Here is a 19,470-nt window from a genome sequence, read left to right as displayed (position 1 = left end):
CCGCCTATCCTTTCATGCCGGTCAAGGTTACGCCCTCTATGAAATACCGCTGAGCCAGGAAGAATACCACGAGAATCGGCAGGGAGAAAACGATCGACGCGGCCATGAGAAGGCTGAATTCGGTACTGTGGAGGCTTTGGAAGAGACGAAGACCCAGCGCCAGTGTGTACTTCTCCTGGTCGCTCAGGTATATTAGGGGCGAGAAGAAGTCGGTCCAGTTCGCAACGAAGATGAATACGCCGACAGCCGTGAGAGCGGGTTTGCTCAGAGGCACTATGATCCGCATGAGGATTCCGAAGTTGCTGCACCCATCTATCTTTGCCGCGTCGCAAAGCTCGTTCGGGATGGTCATGTAGAACTGCCTCAGCAGGAATATGTTGAACGCCCCACCTCCGAGAAACGCGGGGATGATGAGCGCCCGTAGGTTGTTGTACCATCCCAGCCTCTGAAACAACACGAAAACGGGGATCATCGTCACCTGCCCGGGGAGCATCATCGAGGCAAGGAGCACTCCGAAGAGGGCGTCTCGCCCGGGCGCCCGAAGCTTGGCGAACCCATACGCCACTATCGCGCTGGCTGACAGGGCGCCCACGACGCATGCCGACGTCACCAGAGCGGTATTGCCGAGATAGCGCCAAAACGGAATGAACTCGAGCGCCCTTGCGTAATTGCCCCATACGACCGGCTTTGGAATCCACGAGAACTCGGAGGCCACGACCTGGTCGTATCCTTTGAGAGACGTGGACACCATCCAGAGAAACGGCGTCAGGACAGCGACCGATCCTGCTAACAAGGCGAGATAGACGAGAGTCCTACGAAAGATGGCACCACGTTTGGCCATGTCGGAGCCCCTACCTCCTGAAATCCCCCTCGTAGTACACCCACCGGCGGGATAGTCTGAGCTGGAGAAACGTGAAACTGACGAGGATCACGAAGAGTATCCATGCAAGGGCCGAGGCGTACCCCATTTGGAAGAACTCGAACGCGGTCCTGTAGAGATAGAGCACATAGAAGAGGGTCGAATTCAACGGGCCGCCCTGCGTCATCACGTATGACTGCGTGAAGACTTGAAATGACCCTATGATCCCCATGACAATGGAGAAGAACAAAGTCGGGGATAGCATGGGAAGTGTTACGTGAATGAACTGTTGCCAAGGCGTGGCCCCGTCGACAACCGCTGCTTCGTACAGATGTCTGGGGACGCCTTGCAGGCCGGCGAGGAAGATGACCATGCCACCCCCTATTCCCCACAACCCCATCAGGATCAATGCTGGTTTTGACCAGACCGGATCGGCCAGCCACAACGGCCCTTTCACACCAACTACAGACAGAAGTCGGTTTACGAGCCCGTGTTGGGGATTGAAGAGCCATATCCAGAGGATCGACGAGGCGACAGCCGGCATTATGGACGGCATGTAGAAGATGGTCCGGAACACCCGCACTCCGCGAACCCTCTGGTTCAGCAGAAGAGCCAGCGCGAGGCTGCCGGCCACTCCGAGGGGCACCGCAAACAAAGTGTAGTAAGCCGTGTTGTAGAGGGCTGTCCAGAAGAGAGGATCATCCGTGAAGATGGCTACGTAATTGGCAAGGCCTACCCAGGTGGGGGGCTGGAGTATGTTGTACTCGCAAAGGCTATAGTACAAAGATACCACCATAGGACCAAGAGTGAGCACCGAGAAGCCCACGAGCCAGGGGAGTATACACAGATAGAAGTCGCGCGTCTCCCTTACGGCGTTACGGCTCATGCGTCTGTGTCTCGGGCCGGGATTCCTCGAAGCACTGTAGCTGATTTCCTTGGCCATCGTCCGTGTCCCCTCACCATCAAGTCCCGTCGCGCCTTTCCGGTATCCGCGGCTTGCGCCTCTCCGGTATCTGCGGCACAGCCCTCGCAAGCGCGACCGCGGTAGTTCGCAGCGAGCCATGCCTTCCAACGCACATCAGACAGCTACCGTCCAAGGTGCTTGTTGTACCTGTCAAGCACCTTCTGTGCCCTGCTTGCAGCCCATTCCAGAGCAGCTTTCGGTGACATCTCCCCGTGAACGGCCTTGTCGACCGCTTGGTAGATGTAAGATTCGACTTCGGGAAACGCGGGGTGCACCGGCCTGTACCGTGCGTGCTCCATCGCATCGATGAACGGCTTGAGGAGAGGCTCGCCCGCGACTTGCGGATCAAGGGCGGCTGCCTTCAGAGCGGGGATCGTGCCCACCTTGCGCGCGAATAGAACCTGCGCGTCCTTGCTCACCGCGAACTTGATGAATTCCCATGCGGCGTCGGCGTTTCGGGCTCCCTTCGGGATGACAAGGGAGAATCCCCCTGCTATGGTCGCCCGAACCTTGTCTTGAGGAAGCGGAGCGATTCCCAGGTCATCCGCGACCAGCTTCGGCGCGTACTTCCGCATGTCGCTCAGCATCCAGCACCCTTCGGATTTCATAGCCACTTTGCCTGTGTAGAATGGATCCGACAAGTGGCTGCCGAAACCCGCCGCCAAGCTCACAAGGTTGTCGTACCCGTAGTAGTCGACCAGGGACACGACCCATTCCAACGCCTTTGTGCCCTCGGGCCCGTTGAACGCAACCTCGGTGGCATCGGAGTTGAACACTTCCCCTCCTGCCTGCCACAGGTAGTGGATCAGCGATACGCCGTTCCATATCGGCACGAAGCCTACTTGCACGAGCCTGCCTTTCTCATCCCGTTTAGTGAGCGCTTTTGAGTAGCGCACGAGATCGTCCCAGGTCTTCGGGGGTTTCGAGGGATCGAGCCCTGCCTCTTTGAACAGCCTCTTGTTGTACATGAGGACGCGAGAGTTCGTTTCGAAAGGAATGCTGTATGTCTTGCCCCGGTATACAGTCTCGTTCCAGCAAGCCTCGAAGAATGCACTCGGATCCACCTTGTCCCTTGCGATGTACGAGTCGAGGGGAGTCAAGGCATCACGAGACGCGTACTGTCCGGTCATGTATCTATCGAAGAGGACCACGTCAGGCGGAACTTTCCCGGCCACCGACGCCAGCAGCTTGGTCCCCAGATCGGGTGTGACGGTGGGCTTGACGACTATGCTCGACTGGGACTTGTTGAACGCGTCCACCACAGCGACTACACCGTCTCCACCTTCCCCGGTCCAATCGTGCCAAAACGCGATCTCGACGGAAGCGCGTCCCGCGAAAGCCGCTTGACCCGTCATGATCGTTGCAAGCAAACTCGCGCACAAGGTCAAAGTCACGAGCCGAAGGATCTGTCTCACGACAATTCCCTCCCGTCGGGAACCTATTCCTCAGCTGACTGCAGAGTGATGGCGAATACCCTGATGGCTGGCTCCTCGGGCAGAGTCACGGACACAACCTCCCGCGCCGGGTCGGTCTTGAAGGAGAACACATACAGTCTTCCTCCAGGCGTCACGTCTCCTTCAGAGGAATGCTTGTGATCCGTCTCCACTCCAACGTAGCCGCCGAACCCGGGAGCGCCCTTCATGTCAGGGATGCGCTGCGAGACGGTCGAACTGGACCCGTCCACGTAGGTGATGTTGAACGCCGCCCTCCTCGTCCCGGATATGGACGTGACGAGCATGTGCAGGGCCACGCAACGGGTCGCCGGAACTTTCACGACTTGGTTGTAACAGACTATGTTGTTGTCGCGGCCGTCCTCCGTCGGCGGGAATACGAAGTACACCCCACGGAGACGCGCCGCCTGTCCTGCCCGCGCGAGTTGCTCCGCGGGAAGGGACATCCAGCCAAAATCGAGGTCGCCGTCGATGGGGTCGTGGTCCCATGAGATACCATCGTTGTTGAAGTAGTCGTCGAGGTTCACCAGCGTGTAGGTCGTGCTCGTCTGGGCGGCTCGTGCCACGCTGCACGAAGCCGCGAGCGCCAAGAGAACGCACACAGCATTCAGTAAAGCCCTTCGCACTCAGGTTCACCTCCGTCCCGCTGTATCTCCCCGTCTAACTCTGCGCGGAGGCGGCGAACTCCGTCCGCGGCTAGGGCAGCGGAGCCAGCGGGAGGGGGCGGGGCCAGCGCTTCGGACGTTTGAGCCGATCGCGCCCGGTCACGATGGCCTGCCCCGGGCCCCTCCCGATGCGACAGGATCACGGGTAGACATGAGAAACGATCGCGAACGTGTCCTTGTCCTTGCTATATGAGCTCAGAATCGCCCTCTGGTCCACCCCAGGCTTGGTCAGCATGTCCAGGACATTCGGGTGGTACCCGCTTTCGTCGCTCCCTCCGAATTGCCACTCCGTCCTCTCACGGAGAACCCTCCGAACCTTGATACCATCCATCACGTCTTTGCTGCCTTCCTGCCCCATGAGGAGGACCTGGTACCCCCAACCTGGAGACGGCGTCCCCAGCCACGAAAGTGGGACCCAAATCCTTATGGTATTCCCGACAACGCTCGCCTTCTTCGCCACGTGTATGCACGATCGCATCTCGTCGTCCACAAGCCCCGCCATGATGTCCTCGACCTCGGTGCCCCACCCTCCCTCACAGAGCACTGCCTTGTCCCAGAGGGAGTCTTCCGCGAACGCCACGTTGGCCCCGGGCACACACTCGGCAAATCCCGAAGACTTCTCGCTGTCCACGTAGATGTGGAACATCTCCACACTGACGCCGTTCGGACCGCCCCAAGGGTTCGCGATGGGCTTGGCCAGGGTGATCTCGAACCGCGCCTCGTCGGCTTCCTTGTACACCTCGAATTTCACGATGTCGAATGCCCCCGGGAAGAAAACGGAGTTCGTCGGGTAGACATACGTCCCTGGTCCATAATCATCGTCCACCGGATCTGTAAGCGACGAAACAGGCGCCTCGGTTCCCTCCGCAGTGGATACACCCAGTAACACGATGAGCGCGACGAGCATGACAACACTCAACCTCTGTCGCATGGTCTCGTATCCCTCCCTGGCGTCACAGTATGTCTTCTGTCTGCACTGCCCGACTCCCTGCACAGACCCCCTGATTGCATCGCGTTTCCTCTCATTCACCCCCTTGACACGAGCCTCAGTGCCGAAGCGTCCGTATCCCTTCCATCAAGTTCCGCAACTTCGTGCGACAGAACCAGGTACATTGCGTGGGACCAAAGCAAGGGCCTGGCCACCGGACCCCAGCGCTCCACCCATACGCCCACGTATTCTGGGTCGTTCACGTGGTCGCTCACCTGCTCCGGAAGCTCGCCGCGTTCGTCTGCGCAGCCCTCGACCCAATCCAGAATCGGCGCGGCAAGGCTGGGCCGTCCCGTTAGGCAATAGTACCAGCCGAGCCAACATGCCAGGAGCGGCCACTCACCACCGCCGTAGTAGGTGTCCTCTGGGTAGCGGTGGACTCCTCGATGGTAGAGGTGTCGCTCGATCTCATCCACTGTGCATATCATGATCGGGTCGACCGGATCCACGGCAGCGAAAGGCACGGCAAGCCACAGAAGGCTCGCGTCTATGCTTGAGTTTCCTACGGACTTCGCGAACCGTCTTCCGAACGCGCCACGGTCCAGCACGCCGTTTCTCAGTATGTAGTCGCGGATGTCTCCCGCTAGTCTGGTGGCCTTCTCCGCTTCGTCCTGCTTGACGAGATTCCGTGCGGCCGTCAGCCCTCCGTATAAGCAAGCCAGGGTGGCGGGATGGAGCCGATCGCCGAACTCCTCCCAACAATCGTAGTTGGGCATCCTCCAACAAAGAGAGATGTACCTGAGAGTAAGGCTTACGCAGTCGTTGAGCCTATCTACCAGCCCGACATCGCCTGTCATCCGCACGTGTTGGGCAAGGCCCCACAGCCAAGTCCCGTATCCGTCCAACTGGAAGTTGGGCCAGGAGTCGTCCTCCGGAGCTCCATCCAGCCGGTAGCGCGTAGGGAGCATGTCCTTCGAGGAAGGGGTGCCCCCCTGCTCCACGACGCGGGCTATACGGTCCACTCGCGCGGCTCCCTGACGCAGGACCGAGCCCACCCAAAGGTAGAACCGGCGAGCGGAGTCGTGTTGGCCCGCCCGGTCCATGGCGTACGCGGTGAAGGTACCGTCCCGCAGCCAGCAGAACCTGTAAGGAGCGAAGTGCGGACAGGCCACGTATGCACCGCTCGGCGCTTGGTTGCGGCGGATGATTTCGATGCTTCGCTCACGCAGGTCTGGCATTGACTCCCCACCCTTTGAGATCGTTTCTAGTGAGATCGTTTCTAGTTCCAGCCCGACCTCGGTCGGCGGACCTCGATACGCGACTTGCAACTCGCAAGAAAGCGGAGCCCGGATCGGTTTCCATGCTGTTTACCGGTCAACTTACCTTGAGTGTACCATGAGTGGATCTGCCTGTCAAGTCCTTCGAGCGCGACCTGGAATGCCACATGGAGCCATCAACGCGTGGCTTGCTACACGGCCTCGCTACGCTGAGACGATCCACCAGACGCAGTTCGAATCCGGTTCGGGCAATGCCAAGCCGATAGCGGCGCCAACGTCATTGACGGCATGAATGAGGTGGTATAGAATTGAAGTATCGATGTGTTTACCGTGCAACGCCAGGATGTGAGCTCATCCACCTGGCAGCCGGCCAGGTCTCCTGAAGACGGCGGTGCCCGTTCCCAAAGCAACGCTGTCGGGGTTCACGTCACGTGTGCGGTCTAAGTCACGTGGGCACGGCCTGGAATGGCAGACAAAGGAGTGGCCATGATGGCGGCAACCATTCGAGATGTTGCAAGGAAGGCCGGGGTCTCGCACACGACCGTCTCTAACGTGGTGAACAACGTCCCCAAAGTCAGCGAAGAGACGCGCCAGCGGGTCCTCAAGGCAATGGCGGAACTCGGGTTCGAACCGAACCTCGCAGCGAGGAGCCTGTACACCAAGCGATCCTATCTCGTCGGCTACATGGTGCCCGCCATCACCAACGAGTTCTTCATGAACGTGGCGCGCGGGGCCGAGAGGGTGCTGTATCGCGAGGGAATCGGCCTTTTCCTGTGTGACACGACGCTTGCGTCCGAGCGCGAAGCCGACTACCTGCGGAGGCTCATCCGTCACCGAGTGGACGGCATCATCGTGAACTACGTGGCAAACCGAAGGACGATCCATGATGCCGTGCGCGCCGGAATCCCTGTCGTGGCCATCGAATCCCCCCTTGGGGAGCCAAAGATATCTCTCGTGGAAGTGGACAACGCAGGAGCGGCCATGCTCGGAGTCGATCACCTGACCGAGCTCGGACACCGCAATATCGGCGTGATCTCCATAGACTTCGAAAGCGACGTCAACAGAGAACGCTTGCGCGGCTTCCAGAACGGGCTCAAGCTCCACGATCTCCAGCCCCGTTCCGATCTATTGGTGTCTTTGTCGGCGCTCATCAGGGAGAACGGGTACTTCGATCGCACACAAGACCTCACGGCGAGCCCGGTAGCGGCCCATCGTGAACTCGCCGGGATAGTGGAGCGACTCCTGAAGCTCGAGGAGCCGCCGACTGCCCTCTTTTGCTTTGACTATCAGAGCGCCATGCTCGTAATCCGTTGCTTGAACACACTGGGCCTTGCGCCCGGCACCGACGTCTCGGTGCTTGGGTTCGATGCCCCAAACACCGTGACCGTGCCGCGCATCAGCGCAGTAACACAGCCCGCAGCGGAGATGGGCTCGATAGCTGCTGAGCTTTTGCTCGAGAGAGTGCGCGATCCGAAAGCCAGACCCCGGTCTGTGCGGCTCTCAGCCCAATTGACGCTGGGCGAGACCACAGGCCCACCGGCAGTCAGATGAGGCACGGAACGCGGCTGAGTAGTCTTGGAACCGCCGGAACCCCGACCTCTGAGGAAGCGTTCCCGCATCCGCGCCAACAGCCGTTACCATCTTCGGGACGCGCTCGCTCTCGCGGAGTCCGACGAACAACGGTCAGTTGGTGAGCACGACTCAGCGCCCCCGAATAGCGGCTCTTCCCCGGACGCTTCCGGGTCCTCGACCACGACCGCACCTCGTGGGCAGACGCGGGTCACGACGGTTCGGCACGCTACCCCGCTGGCGCCGAACGCCTCTAGCATGGCTTCCGCCACGCTATGGGGGTTGGTGCGGGCAAAGGCAACGACCGACGGACCCGAGCCGCTCAGTGCGGCCCCGAGAGCCCCTGCCCGAGTCGCTGCAACAAGCACGTTGTCTAGACCTGGCACCAGATTCGCGCGATAGGGCTGGTGAAGCCTGTCCGACATAGCAGCGGATAGAAAGTCGAGCCGGCCACACGCGATGGCTCCCACGAGGAGAGCCACGCGGCCTATGTTGTGCACAGCGTCCGCCAGCGTCACGCTTTCGGGGAGGATGCTTCGGGCGAGCTCCGTTGACACGTGGAGGTCGGGTATGGCGACCACCACGTGAAGACTCCCAGGGACGTCGAGCCTGAGATGACACGGAGGCCGATTGCCGTCGGAAACGCTTACCACGAAGCCGCCGAAGAGCGCGGCGGCCACGTTGTCAGGGTGGCCTTCGATCTCGACAGCCAGCTCGAGCAAGGCGTCCTTGGAAAGAGGAAAACCCGCGAGGGCGTTGGCGCCCACGAGCCCCGCCACGATGGCGGCGGCGCTGGAACCAAGACCTCGCGACACCGGGATCGCCTGGTTCACGTGAATGCGGAGCCCCGGCACGACCAGCCCTGCTTCCTCGAATAAGGCGACTGCTGATCTGGCCACGAGATTGGTCCGGTCGGCCGGCTGATCCCCATCGTCCCCGAGGACGGTGATCTCGAGGCCGGTAGGGGCGGTACCCATCCTGACCACGTTGAATATCTCGAGGGCCATGCCCACGGCGTCGAAACCCGGGCCGAGGTTCGCCACTGATGCCGGCACGAAGACTTCGACAGAAGTTGCCACGAACATCGCCTTCCCTCTCGCCTACTTCCTTCTCGTGAGGCTTGCTTCCGTTGATCCGAAGACGTGTTTCCGACCTTTCGACGTTCTCTTCTCGCTGGGCCATCGTTTCGTGTCCACGGCCACTTGATGCATCCACGGGCACAATCATCACGCAGGCGAGGGCGCACGCGGCAGACACGAGCCGCACGACCGCGGACCGCCGACTCCATTGGCACAGGTGTTCAGCCAAGCCTGACGCCAGCCGCGGCGAGAACGCGCTCTACCGAAGTCATGTCAGGTTCTGTCAAGAGAGGCGACTCCCCCAGCCGCATCATGGCTTCGGGATCCTTCAATCCATGGCCGGTAAGGACGCACACGACCGTCGCGTGACCTTTGCCCAAGAAATAGCCCCTGCGCGCCAGCCTGATCACGCCCGCAACCGACGCCGCCGACGCGGGCTCCACGAGGACCCCCTCTCTCGCCGCCAGCAGCCGGCACGCACTGAGGATCTCATCGTCAGTCACGCTGTCTATCAGGCCGCCCGACTCGTCTCTGGCCGCGATCGCGCCTTTCCAGCTCGCCGGGTTGCCTATCCTTATAGCCGTGGCGACCGTCTGCGGTCGGTCCACAGGCCTACCCTCCACTAGGGGAGCGGCCCCTGCAGCCTGGAATCCGATCATGCGAGGCAGCGACGGGATCTTTCCGCTCTCCCTGTACTCGCGAAAGCCTCTCCAGTACGCTGTGATGTTGCCCGCGTTTCCCACCGGAATCGCCAGATAGTCTGGCGCCCGTCCCCCTAGCTGATCACACACTTCGAAGGCAGCGGTCTTCTGTCCCTCGATGCGATCGGGATTGAGGGAGTTGAGAAGCGCGATCCGGTGACGCGCCACGAGCTCCCGCACCACCGCAAGGGCCTGATCGAAGTTGCCTCGGACGGCCACGACCGCCGCCCCATGGGCTACTGCCTGAGCCAGCTTCCCGGCGGCAACGGCGGATTCAGGGATGATGACCACCGGCCGGATCCCTGCCCTCACACAATAGGCTGCGGCTGAGGCTGAGGTGTTGCCCGTAGACGCGCAAACCCCTATCCGGTAACCGGCTTCCCGAGCCTTGCTCACGGCGTAAGCCATACCTCTATCCTTGAATGACCCGGTGGGGTTCAGCCCTTCGTACTTGAGGTACACGCGCAAGACGTCGTCTCCTGCCGAGAAGGGCGGGACGGCCTCTTCCGCCCGAGCTGCGTTCCTTCCCACCTCGGCGCGTGCGTGCCATTGGGCCTCCATCACCGCAGCTGATACTGCGCGGGCCTCGATGAGTGGAGTCCCGCCTTCTCCCAGCGTGATCACGGCGGCTGGATCCACCTTCGGGAGATGGTCGGCGTACGTGGCGATGATCCCTCTTGAACGTGAGTCGCCCATAGCCGGTGCGTTCATTCCGTCTCCCTCCGCGGCCCGGAACGAACTGTTCGGGCCATGTATTAATGGACATTCTACCACGAGCCATCGGCTAATGCCATACCTTGGTGCCAATCCTCACCGTGAATTGACTCCTCGGCAGCATCTGAGACAGTGTGATGTACGGGTCGGGTGACGGCCTCTGGCCTTTCCACGGCAGAGCGTAATTTCCCTCGTTGAGGAGGAACACGTCTTGGCGGCTGTGGTAGAATAGAAGCACGGAGGAAGGTGATCGCGGTGTTGGAAATGAAGGTCCTGAGCGTTATAGCCGATGAGAGCAGCAGCTTTTCCATGCTATTGACTGACGCGGATCAGAGGGTCATCCTGCCTATCGGCATAGGCCCGTTCGAGGCTCAATCCATAGCCATTGCGGTACAGGGAGAAGAGCCTCCTCGCCCTCTCACGCATGATCTCCTCAAGACAGTGTGCGAAGACCTCGGCGCAACCGTGGAGAAAGTTGTAATCACCGACGCCAGAGAAGGAGTGTTCTTCGCGGAGATCCACTTATACCAGGACGGCAAGTCACTCGTCCTAGACTCACGCCCCAGCGACGCCGTGGCGCTTGCCGTACGTTGTGGGTGCCCCATTCTCATGTCCCCCAAGCTCGTGGAATTCACCTACAAGTTCGAGGACATTGTCGCCCAGGAGTGAACGGCTCCGCTCCGCACCCAAACCCGAGTTTTTCCCGAAGTGGCGGACTTTGCAGGAATTCCTCGACGCACGTCGAATAGTCATATCCAGCATCAGGCAGAGTTTCCAGTGCTGCCTTGCGCGACCACATTCGCGACCGAATTCAACCAGCCGTCGGTTGGGCGTCGCCGGGAACCCACAACTCTCCGCCCCGGCTCCTGGGATGCATCGTCCGCATCGATTTCAGCTCTGTGCGGAAGGTCTGTCGCTCGGGACCTCGCTGCCTGAGTCTTCCGCGAGGTCACCCGATAGGTGCCATGGGCACCTGGCATCCCATGCCGTTCCAGCCGGCGGCACACACCACCGTATGGGAGACGTGCTGGATGCTGGACAGACTCATCACCGAACTGTCTTCGCAAAAACCCCTGAGCGCGTCCCGCCAGAAAGCGCTCTTGCTCGCCGCAGCAGCTCTAGTGGAGATGCGCGATCCCGTCACTGCCGGCCACTCCACCAGGGTAGGCAATCTCAGTGCGACCATCGCCCGCGAACTTGGGCTGATTCCAGACATACAGGGGGCTCTGCGTCTCGCGGGGCTTGTCCACGACATAGGGAAGATAGGCGTGCCCAAAGCCTACCTACTGAAAGCGGGAAAGCTCACCGAGGCAGAGATGGCGGAGATTCGTAAGCACCCGGGCCTCAGTTACGAGATAGTCTCGGAGGTGCCAGGCCTTATCCACATAGCGCAGATCGTGCTCCATCATCACGAACGTCTGGACGGTCGCGGCTATCCGGACCGCCTGGCAGGAGACGAAATCCCCCTCGGATCCAGGATCTTGTGCGTGGCGGATAGTCTGGACGCAATGGTTACTGAGCGGGCGTACCGGCCGCCGCTCCCCATCAGCGCAGCCATAGATGAACTCCAGCGTTGCGCGGGGACGCAGTTCGACCCGGTGATCGTCGAGGCGCTCAAGGCGTACCTGCTGCGCAAGGATCTTCAGTTGCCCTAGCGTTGCGGAAGTCCGCGGGCGGGGCGACGTTCATGCGGGCATTCGGGCGGATCGCCTGCACGACGAGCACAGCCGATGAGAACCATGTGCTGGCGAAGCAGGGTGCGACGTACGCAACCCCGCAACGAACGAAACAAGAGACGGAGCTGGGAGGCGTGTGCGGTGAAGTGGTTCATGAACATCAGCTTAAGATTCAAGATCGTGGCCCTGGTGGTGCTCCTCATCGGCAGCGGAGTCGGGATCGGAGCGTTCGCGCTCACGCGGCTCGAGGCGGTGAAGACGGATGCTGTCGAGCTTGCCACCAATTGGCTTCCGAAGACGGAGCTTCTGAAGAAGATGGACGCGCACGTGTCTGAGCTCGAGCTGCAAGTGCTCGAGCTCGCCATGAGCACGAGCGAAATGGACTCCAAGGCGCGCGAGGAAGAGATCCGGAAGCGCCGAAGCGAATTCGAGGCTGATTACGGTCGTGTTGGATCCATGCTCGTAACGGATGAGGGCAAGCGCATCCATGCAGATGTGGGTGGGGAATGGAAGGAGTTCACGGCATTCTTGGAGGAAGCGACAGGCCTCGCAAGCCAGATGCGGGGCCAGGAAGCCATCGAGTTGGTGCGCGGACGTGGACGTGAGGTGGGACACCGGTTGAACACCTCCATCGCCGAGATGATTGCGTTGATTGAGGGACAAGTGAACGCGGTCGTGGCTGAAGCGAACAGAACAGCTTCCGCCGCGACTCGCGACGTCATAGCGGTAATGGTGGTATCCAGCTTGCTGGGCCTCGTGTTCGGCCTCTTGCTCACCAAGGCCGTCATCGACCCGGTTCAGAGGCTGGTCCGCGCGGCCGACAAGGCGGCGAGGGGCGATCTATCCGAGGCTCCCGTGGCTCGATCCGCGGACGAAATAGGCACATTGACCAAGGCGTTCGCCAGCATGCTGGAAAGCCTGAGGACTCTGGTCAGAGAGGTGACCGCCTCCGCGCAGACCGTGGCGGCAACGAGCTCAGAGCTGTCAGCATCCGCGGAGGAGTCGGCCAAAGCTGTGCAGCAGATATCCGACACCGTTCAGCAAGTGGCCGCGGGCGCGCAGGACCAAAGCTCCAGCGTGAATGAAGTGGCGTCGTCTGTGGGCCAGGTCAACCAGGCGATAGTCCAAGTTGCCAAGGGCGCGGAGTCGCAGGTGAGAAGCGTCCATGAGGCGTCCACGGTGGTGAACGGGATGAAGGCATCCCTCAACGAAACGTTGCAAGCTCTGGAGATCGTGGGGGAGTCTTCGCGTCGAAGCGCGCGTTCGGCCGCTCGAGGGGGCGAATCGGTTCGGAACGTCATCTCAAGTATGGAACGGATAGCAGGCACGACACACGCGGTAGCAGAGCGCATCAGGGAGCTGGACAAGCATTCACAAGAGATCGGGCGGATACTGGAGATCATCGACGACATCGCGGAACAGACCAACCTCCTGGCCCTTAACGCCGCCATCGAGGCTGCAAGGGCAGGTGAACACGGGCGAGGGTTCGCAGTCGTTGCAGATGAGGTGCGCAAGCTGGCGGAGCGCTCGTCGAGTGAGACGAAGGCCATAGCGGATCTGGTGAGCCAGGTCAAACAGGCCACGGACAAGGCTGTGGCCGCTATCGACTCGGGGCTGAAGGAAGTGGAGACCGGAAGCGAGCTCTCGCAGGAAGCGGGGAACGCACTCGCGCAGATCTCGTCGGACGCCACCGAGGGTGAGACCCTCATCGGGAGGCTCATCCAGTCAGCGCAGGCTCTAGGCGAGGCGAGCGACAGGGTCGGCAAGGCCATAGACGACATAGTGAGCGTGGCCGAGGAGAACACTGCTGCAACGGAACAAATGGCCGCCGGAGCAGAGGAAGTGAGGAAGGCGGTGGACGCCATCGCGTCGGTGTCCGAGGAGACCGCGGCATCGGTGGAAGAGGTCTCGGCGTCAGCCGAGCAGGTGAGCGCGTCGATTCAGGAGATGGCGACCTCGGCCGAGTCCCTCGCTGACATGGCCGAGAGGCTTCGCGAAGCGGTCAGCAGGTTCAAGGTGTGACAAGAACACGAAAGCGTGACGCATGCCAGAGATGGGGGAGTCGAATTGCCGAGCACAGTCGCAGAAGAGTCGCACGCATCAGTCATGCCCGTCAGCGGCCCAGAGTCCAGTCCGCCGCCGAGATCCGCCGCAGAGTGGTCGAATCGTGGTGAACTCCAGGTCGTCACGTTCAAGCTGGGCGGTGGGGAGTACGGCATCGATATCATGCAGATCCAGGAGATAATCCGGCTCCCGGAGATAGTGCACGTGCCTAAGGCTCCCAAGTTCGTCGAAGGAGTCATCGCCCTGCGGGACCAGGTGCTACCAGTCATCGATCTAGCCAAGCGTTTCGGGGTCCATGCGGCACCCGCGCCCGGGCTCTCCGGGACGCCCGGCACCGGGTCGAAGGGGGCGTCCGCCTCTGGCCGCATAGTAGTCACCAAAGTCAAGGGCAGCCCCACTGTGGGTCTCATCGTGGACGAGGTGTGCGAGGTCATCCGCATCCCCCTCGAAGCGGTGGGCGCGCTTCCGGAGATCGTTGCCGACTCGGGCTCGGGGTTCCTGAAGGGCGTCGCGCGCCTCAACGACAGGCTGATCATTCTCGTGGATCTCGCAAAGACCCTGTCATCGGAGGAGAGCGCCCAGCTGCAAACAGGGATGGAAGGGGATGCGAGAACACATCCCCAAATCCCTTCAGGGATGCCCGCCTGACCGGCCCCGCTGCCGAGGGTGCGCGGACGCTTCCCTGATCCCCTGAACATACCAGTAGTACACCATGATCTGAAGCACCACAGCGAGCAGCGCACGGCTGCCCCGGCGCCTGAGCCGCTCCAGCACGCGGACGGCGCCGGGGCGATCAGGCCAGCCCCCCATCCCGAGGATTGAGACAATCCAAATGAATGGCGCCACCGTCATTGTGGTCATGCGGACGCTGAACGTGGGGTGCTTCCTGACGTATACCATGGCCATGTGGCCGCGTTCGATCTCTCGACGCCTGATAGCGGGTAGATCCTCGATGCCAAACTCGCGTTTTAGGTGATAGCCCGCGGGTGCCTCGGAGCGCACCACGCGCAGCCCCAGCTTCTTCAGCCTCTTGCCGAGCTCGAGGTCCTCCCAGCCGTATTCCGTGAAGTCCTCGTCGAAGAGGCCTGCTTCCACCACCCAGCGGCGTGCGATGGAGACATTGCCACTGGCGAAGAACGCCGTGGAGATGTCGGTGATCTTCCGGGGCTCGGTCGTGGGATCATCTAGATTCGTCGTGTAGATGACCCGTCCGTGCACTATCACCCTGCTGTTGTCCAGGACGATCGCCAAGTCGCCTCCGTCATGCCAGACCTTCGCCGACTCCGATTGCAGACATCCTCCTTCGCGAACTGCCTCGCTGACGTGCTCATTGACATGAGCCTCCACGAATCCGGCGCGGGTCACGATATCGCTGTCCAAGAAGATGAGCAGCGCACCCCTGGCCACTTTGATGCCCTCGTTCCGTGCAGCGGCTGCACATGTATGACTGCGGTAGCGATACACCAGCGGGCAGGGAGGCACATCGGAGGATTCTCGGGCCGTACCGCCTCCCCGAGTCTCCGGAGCTCGTGCATTCCACTGACGGATGAGATCCTTCACCATTTCTCGTGTCCCGTCCGTGGAACCATCGTCGATCACAATGACCTCGTAGAGACCGGCCGGGAACGTCTGGGCGAGAAGCCCGCGTAGGCATTTCTCCAGGATGGCCTCTCGATTGTATGTCGGGACTATCACGCTCACCACCGGGTCCGCGCTCAGCCCTCGGTTCTTGCGCTTGCTCAGACTGTCGTCGCGGGTCTGCCTTGCCATGGATCTTCTTCACCCGACCTATCTTGAGTTCAGTGCGCCGCCGACTCGCCGTACTGACGCTGCTCTCCGGAAAGCGTCCTGCGCGCTCTCGCCCGCGTAGGCAAGAACTCCGTAGATGACGAAGAAAAGAGGGAGCATGTCCCCAGAGTACAAAGTCATATCGAATTGAAGGTGAGCCATGACCGTAGCGAACGCAGCCAACGCAACCCCGGACACACGGCGAGCGCGCACTGCAGCCTCTTCATGCGCATGTTGCACCGAATCTCCCTCTTCGGCTCGTTCTGGAGCTGTCCCTCCGGAGCTCTCGGCGGCCGGGGCCCCTCCGAGGCGAGGAGCTGGCACGCAAGCCCGTGGGTTCTTGGCCTGCCCGCAGGCTTTCACACCGTTCGCGATGCCCAGGCCAACGACGCAGAGAAGGAGTATGAGCCCCGGTATCCCTGTCGACGCCCCGAACTCCATGAAGACATTGTGCGCTGTGGACATCGCCTGATGACCGTACCGTTCGGGATGCGGGTACCTCAGGTATACCTCGTGGAAGTTGTTCACTCCCACGCCCAGGATGGGGCGATCTCTCATCATGAGCGCGGCTGTACGCCAGACCTCCAGTCGATCTCTGTTGGCCGATGGCTTGAATATGCTCTCATATCTCGCCAAGAGAGGCGGGTACATGTAGGCGCACGTGACGAACACTGCAAACAGGCCCAACAGTGCAACGCCGAGCGCCCTGCCCGAACGTAAGCGCAGGCCGGTCATGAGAAGGACGATAAAGCCCACACCTAACGCTACTACGGCTCCCCTCGATTGCGTTGCCGCGAGCGCCCCTCCCGTTAGCGCGACCACCACCATCAAGGCGATTCTCTCCAAGCGTTTCGCAAATCCCACGCATCCCAGTGCCACTACTGCTGCCACGGCGAACACGGTTCCCGCAAGATTGCATCCCCCAACCGGCAGCTGCGCGCGCGGGACCCCCCCGCGTCCCGCCAGATACAGGCCGAAGCCGACTAGTCCATATGCTGCACTAATGCTGCTTGAAGCAAGAAAGCCCCGGAGCAGTTGTCCGCCAAGCATGGAGCGGTCCGCCATCACCTTGTTGACGGCTCCAAGCGTCACCCAGGCACTGAGCGCCATCCCGACTGTGCCGCCCCAAGCGTCGAATCGGCTTACGGCCGTAAGCCCCGACAGCATCATCCACACACCGAGCGCAAGCAGCATGATGGTGGAGCGCGTGGTCCTGATGCGTCTCGAACCGGGATCTGCGGCGATCCGCCGCAGTTGGCAAACGAGGAGCACAAGCTGTGCGGTGAGGGTGTGGCCCATACCCAGCCCTATCGCTCCGGCACAATAGGCTAGTCTCTCGACCGCGGACACCCCGGACTTCGGCGCACTCACTTGTCTTCTCAGGAAACCCGATCCTTGGACGATCTCATTGCATCTCCGCCTCATGGCAACCCCTCTGTTACCTTGCCGGTAGCGGGCCCAAGCCTGGCCACGACGCATAGGCCGTCTTGTACACATGTTCTAGCTAGACAACACGAATCCTTCAGCGCAACTCCTCGGGGTGCCTCCGACGGTTTCTTTCTCCTCTTGCCGTCGCGTTCCGCAGGAATCGCCGCTGGTTTGGAGGAAACCCGTTCTCGGAAGGATCGTAAACGAATCCCACTTCTGAGAGAAAGGAGCAAGACGGCCGACGGCAGCGCCGAGGTCCCGGCCCTCGCTCTCCACGGGCTCCTGGGCATGGGGTATCGATGGTGAGTCCACGACAGCTGTGCGGAACCTGTGGGTCTCCTACGGCGTCATTACCAAGTGATCTCCAATAGTCGGCTGCGGCCCATCACCTGGTTCGCTGACCAGACGCCGACGACCGCGCCAACCAGCGTGTCGCTGGGCCAGTGGGCACGCTCGTAGACTCGTGAGATGGCGACGAGGGTGGCGCCGGCGTAGAAAAGCACGCGATACCTCGGATACTGCCTCGCCAGGACGGTGGCAAGGGCGAACACGGCTGCGCTGTGGCCTGAGGGCATGGAGTTACGCCCTTCGCGTATGCACGGACCCGCGAACGCGTATGGCCCTTCGCCCACCTCAGGTCGCGCGCGCCCAAAAGCGGCCTTGAGAACAGCGCAGCTGATGCCGGAGTAGATGACGGCGTTCGCGGCGAGATATCCCGTCTTCGCATCGTGAAGCGCCACCAGGCCGGAGATCCCAAGGGTTGCGACACCCGTTCCGAGATCCGTGATGGCGTCCCCCAAGCGATCAACCGCGGGATCCCTGGGGCCTTTCGTGATCTCGTCATACAGCTCGCGGTCCACGAGCATGACGGTCCCGGCAGCGAACGTCAGTAACGCGACCTTTCCGGGGTCGAGCTCGACGCGAGGTGCGTAGATTCTGAGAAGGTCATCGCGAAGGCCGTCGACGCCGACCGCTTCAGAGAAAACGTCGGTGTCGTCCTCAGGTGCGGTGCCGTCCTCGGGCGCGGGAATGGAGACTGCGACTTGAACGGGAGCAGGGCACGCCAGGGTGGCTTGCGCGCACACTGCAAGAATGCCTACCCCGAACACCGAGGCAGCCATGGCTACCACCGCCACGGTCCGCACTCGTCCCACGGCTCGTCCCATGCAGGAGCTCGTGCACGAAATGAAGCGACAGCGCTTGCGGCGAATGCGCATTGCTCCACCTCTCTCCCTGAGTCAGCGTCTTCCGAAGCGCGTCTCGCGCCGCAGCTCGTCCTGGATCCCACTAGACTCCGTCAGCCGGCATAGCCGCGCGGATGGCGGCGGTGCCACTCCCAAGCAGTGGCTATTATGGTTTCGAGGTCCTCGTATCGCGGCTTCCAACCGAGCTCTCGCATTATCCTTTCGGAGCTTGCCACGAGCACGGCCGGGTCGCCCGGACGGCGCGGCGCTTCCACGACGGGGATGGATAACCCAGTTACGCGACGTGCTGTCTCTATCACCTGCCTCACGGTGTGACCCTTTCCATTGCCCAGGTTGTACACCTTTGACTCGCACCCGTCCGCGAGTGCCTCGGCGGCCAAGACGTGCGCGGTCGCAAGGTCGCACACGTGAACGTAGTCCCGCACGCAGGTCCCGTCGGGGGTATGGTAATCCGTGCCGAACAGCTCAAGGCGTGGACGCAGGCCCATTGCCGTCATGAGCACGAGTGGGATGAGCTGTGTCTCGGGGTCGTGATCTTCCCCGATGTCCCCGGATGGATCTGCTCCCGCCGCGTTGAAATAGCGTAGAGCCACGTACCGGACGCCGTACGCCCTGTCGTACGCGGAGAGCACGCGTTCGAACATGAGCTTGGTCTCGCCGTACACGTTCGTCGGCCGGCAGTCGGCGTCTTCCTCGATGGGCACCCGTTCCGGGTCACCGTACACTGCCGCAGACGAGGAAAACACCATCCGGCGGACACCCGCCTCCCTCATGACGTCGAGAAGCGTGAGCCCCTTCGCTACGTTGTTGTGGAAGTACTTCGCCGGGTCCTGCATGGACTCGGCGACCGAAGTGTGGGCAGCGAAATGCATCACCACGTCGAAGTCACGAGACGCAAAGACCTCGCGTAGAACGTCTCGGTCACCCGTATCGCCCACGACGAGCGGGCATCCCTCGACAGCCTCGCGATGGCCTTTCTCGAGGTTATCGTACACGACCACGTCGTGGCCAGCTCGGACGAGCTCGCGCACGACGTGACTCCCGATGTATCCTGCGCCTCCAACTACGAGCACACGCACTAGCGAGACCCTCCTCTCCACCC

At 61.5% G+C, this 19,470-nt stretch carries 17 protein-coding genes; 5 read left to right on the top strand and 12 right to left on the bottom strand.

What is annotated here, in order from left to right; translation table 11 throughout:
- Window positions 1-4 precede the first annotated feature (4 nt).
- From NUW12_00440 to NUW12_00415, 6 genes are all read right to left on the bottom strand, one after another.
- The gene (locus tag NUW12_00440) at window positions 5-841 is read right to left on the bottom strand and encodes a carbohydrate ABC transporter permease (GenBank protein MCR4401243.1); all 837 of its coding nucleotides are present in this window, start codon (window positions 839-841) and stop codon (window positions 5-7) included.
- A 10-nt stretch (window positions 842-851) separates the two neighbouring features.
- A complete protein-coding gene (locus NUW12_00435; protein MCR4401242.1) occupies window positions 852-1,802 on the bottom strand; it encodes a sugar ABC transporter permease in 951 nt (316 codons plus the stop codon).
- A gap of 143 nt (window positions 1,803-1,945) precedes the next feature.
- Window positions 1,946-3,238 carry an ABC transporter substrate-binding protein gene (locus NUW12_00430; protein MCR4401241.1) on the bottom strand — a complete coding sequence of 431 codons (1,293 nt, stop codon included), beginning with the start codon at window positions 3,236-3,238 and terminating at the stop codon, window positions 1,946-1,948.
- A 23-nt stretch (window positions 3,239-3,261) separates the two neighbouring features.
- Window positions 3,262-3,900 carry a hypothetical protein gene (locus NUW12_00425; GenBank protein ID MCR4401240.1) on the bottom strand — a complete coding sequence of 213 codons (639 nt, stop codon included), beginning with the start codon at window positions 3,898-3,900 and terminating at the stop codon, window positions 3,262-3,264.
- Between the two features lie 178 nt (window positions 3,901-4,078).
- Window positions 4,079-4,870 (bottom strand): hypothetical protein, encoded by a 792-nt coding sequence (locus NUW12_00420; protein ID MCR4401239.1) that lies wholly within the window; start codon window positions 4,868-4,870, stop codon window positions 4,079-4,081.
- Between the two features lie 95 nt (window positions 4,871-4,965).
- Complete coding sequence (locus NUW12_00415) at window positions 4,966-6,105, bottom strand: glycoside hydrolase family 15 protein (GenBank protein ID MCR4401238.1); 1,140 nt, start codon at window positions 6,103-6,105, stop codon at window positions 4,966-4,968.
- 504 nt (window positions 6,106-6,609) lie between these two features.
- On the opposite strand from NUW12_00415, the gene NUW12_00410 reads away from it, so the two are divergent.
- Entirely contained in the window at window positions 6,610-7,695 is a 1,086-nt protein-coding gene (locus NUW12_00410; protein MCR4401237.1) for a LacI family transcriptional regulator, read from the top strand.
- Between the two features lie 83 nt (window positions 7,696-7,778).
- Here the strand turns inward: NUW12_00410 and thrB are convergent, their stop codons facing one another.
- Both thrB and thrC read right to left on the bottom strand, forming a co-directional pair.
- The gene (thrB, locus tag NUW12_00405) at window positions 7,779-8,798 is read right to left on the bottom strand and encodes a homoserine kinase (protein MCR4401236.1); all 1,020 of its coding nucleotides are present in this window, start codon (window positions 8,796-8,798) and stop codon (window positions 7,779-7,781) included.
- A gap of 215 nt (window positions 8,799-9,013) precedes the next feature.
- A complete protein-coding gene (gene thrC, locus NUW12_00400; protein ID MCR4401235.1) occupies window positions 9,014-10,204 on the bottom strand; it encodes a threonine synthase in 1,191 nt (396 codons plus the stop codon).
- A gap of 267 nt (window positions 10,205-10,471) precedes the next feature.
- Between thrC and NUW12_00395 the strand changes: the two genes are divergently transcribed.
- The 4 genes from NUW12_00395 to NUW12_00380 all read left to right on the top strand — a co-directional run bounded on the left by NUW12_00395 (window position 10,472) and on the right by NUW12_00380 (window position 14,595).
- Window positions 10,472-10,876: a bifunctional nuclease family protein gene (locus NUW12_00395; GenBank protein ID MCR4401234.1), complete on the top strand. Its 405-nt coding sequence runs from the start codon at window positions 10,472-10,474 to the stop codon at window positions 10,874-10,876.
- A 362-nt stretch (window positions 10,877-11,238) separates the two neighbouring features.
- The gene (locus NUW12_00390) at window positions 11,239-11,862 is read left to right on the top strand and encodes an HD-GYP domain-containing protein (protein MCR4401233.1); all 624 of its coding nucleotides are present in this window, start codon (window positions 11,239-11,241) and stop codon (window positions 11,860-11,862) included.
- Between the two features lie 162 nt (window positions 11,863-12,024).
- A complete protein-coding gene (locus NUW12_00385) occupies window positions 12,025-13,905 on the top strand; it encodes a methyl-accepting chemotaxis protein (GenBank protein ID MCR4401232.1) in 1,881 nt (626 codons plus the stop codon).
- A 45-nt stretch (window positions 13,906-13,950) separates the two neighbouring features.
- Window positions 13,951-14,595 (top strand): chemotaxis protein CheW, encoded by a 645-nt coding sequence (locus tag NUW12_00380; protein ID MCR4401231.1) that lies wholly within the window; start codon window positions 13,951-13,953, stop codon window positions 14,593-14,595.
- On the opposite strand, the gene NUW12_00375 is transcribed toward NUW12_00380, so the two are convergent.
- From NUW12_00375 to galE, 4 genes are all read right to left on the bottom strand, one after another.
- Window positions 14,578-15,717, bottom strand: a complete 1,140-nt coding sequence (locus tag NUW12_00375; GenBank protein ID MCR4401230.1) for a glycosyltransferase — start codon at window positions 15,715-15,717, stop codon at window positions 14,578-14,580. The genes NUW12_00380 and NUW12_00375 overlap by 18 nt on opposite strands.
- Before the next feature lie 18 nt (window positions 15,718-15,735).
- On the bottom strand, window positions 15,736-17,160 hold the full coding sequence (locus NUW12_00370; GenBank protein MCR4401229.1) for an O-antigen ligase family protein: 1,425 nt from the start codon (window positions 17,158-17,160) through the stop codon (window positions 15,736-15,738).
- 353 nt (window positions 17,161-17,513) lie between these two features.
- Window positions 17,514-18,299: a phosphatase PAP2 family protein gene (locus NUW12_00365; GenBank protein ID MCR4401228.1), complete on the bottom strand. Its 786-nt coding sequence runs from the start codon at window positions 18,297-18,299 to the stop codon at window positions 17,514-17,516.
- Between the two features lie 161 nt (window positions 18,300-18,460).
- On the bottom strand, window positions 18,461-19,447 hold the full coding sequence (galE, locus tag NUW12_00360) for a UDP-glucose 4-epimerase GalE (protein ID MCR4401227.1): 987 nt from the start codon (window positions 19,445-19,447) through the stop codon (window positions 18,461-18,463).
- Window positions 19,448-19,470: the final 23 nt, after the last annotated feature.

The sequence above is a fragment of the Bacillota bacterium genome (assembly GCA_024653485.1).
Classification (GTDB): domain Bacteria; phylum Bacillota; class SHA-98; order UBA4971; family UBA4971; genus UBA6256.
The sequence above is the reverse complement of the archived record's forward strand: the minus strand, read 5'-3'. Positions and strand labels throughout refer to the sequence as shown.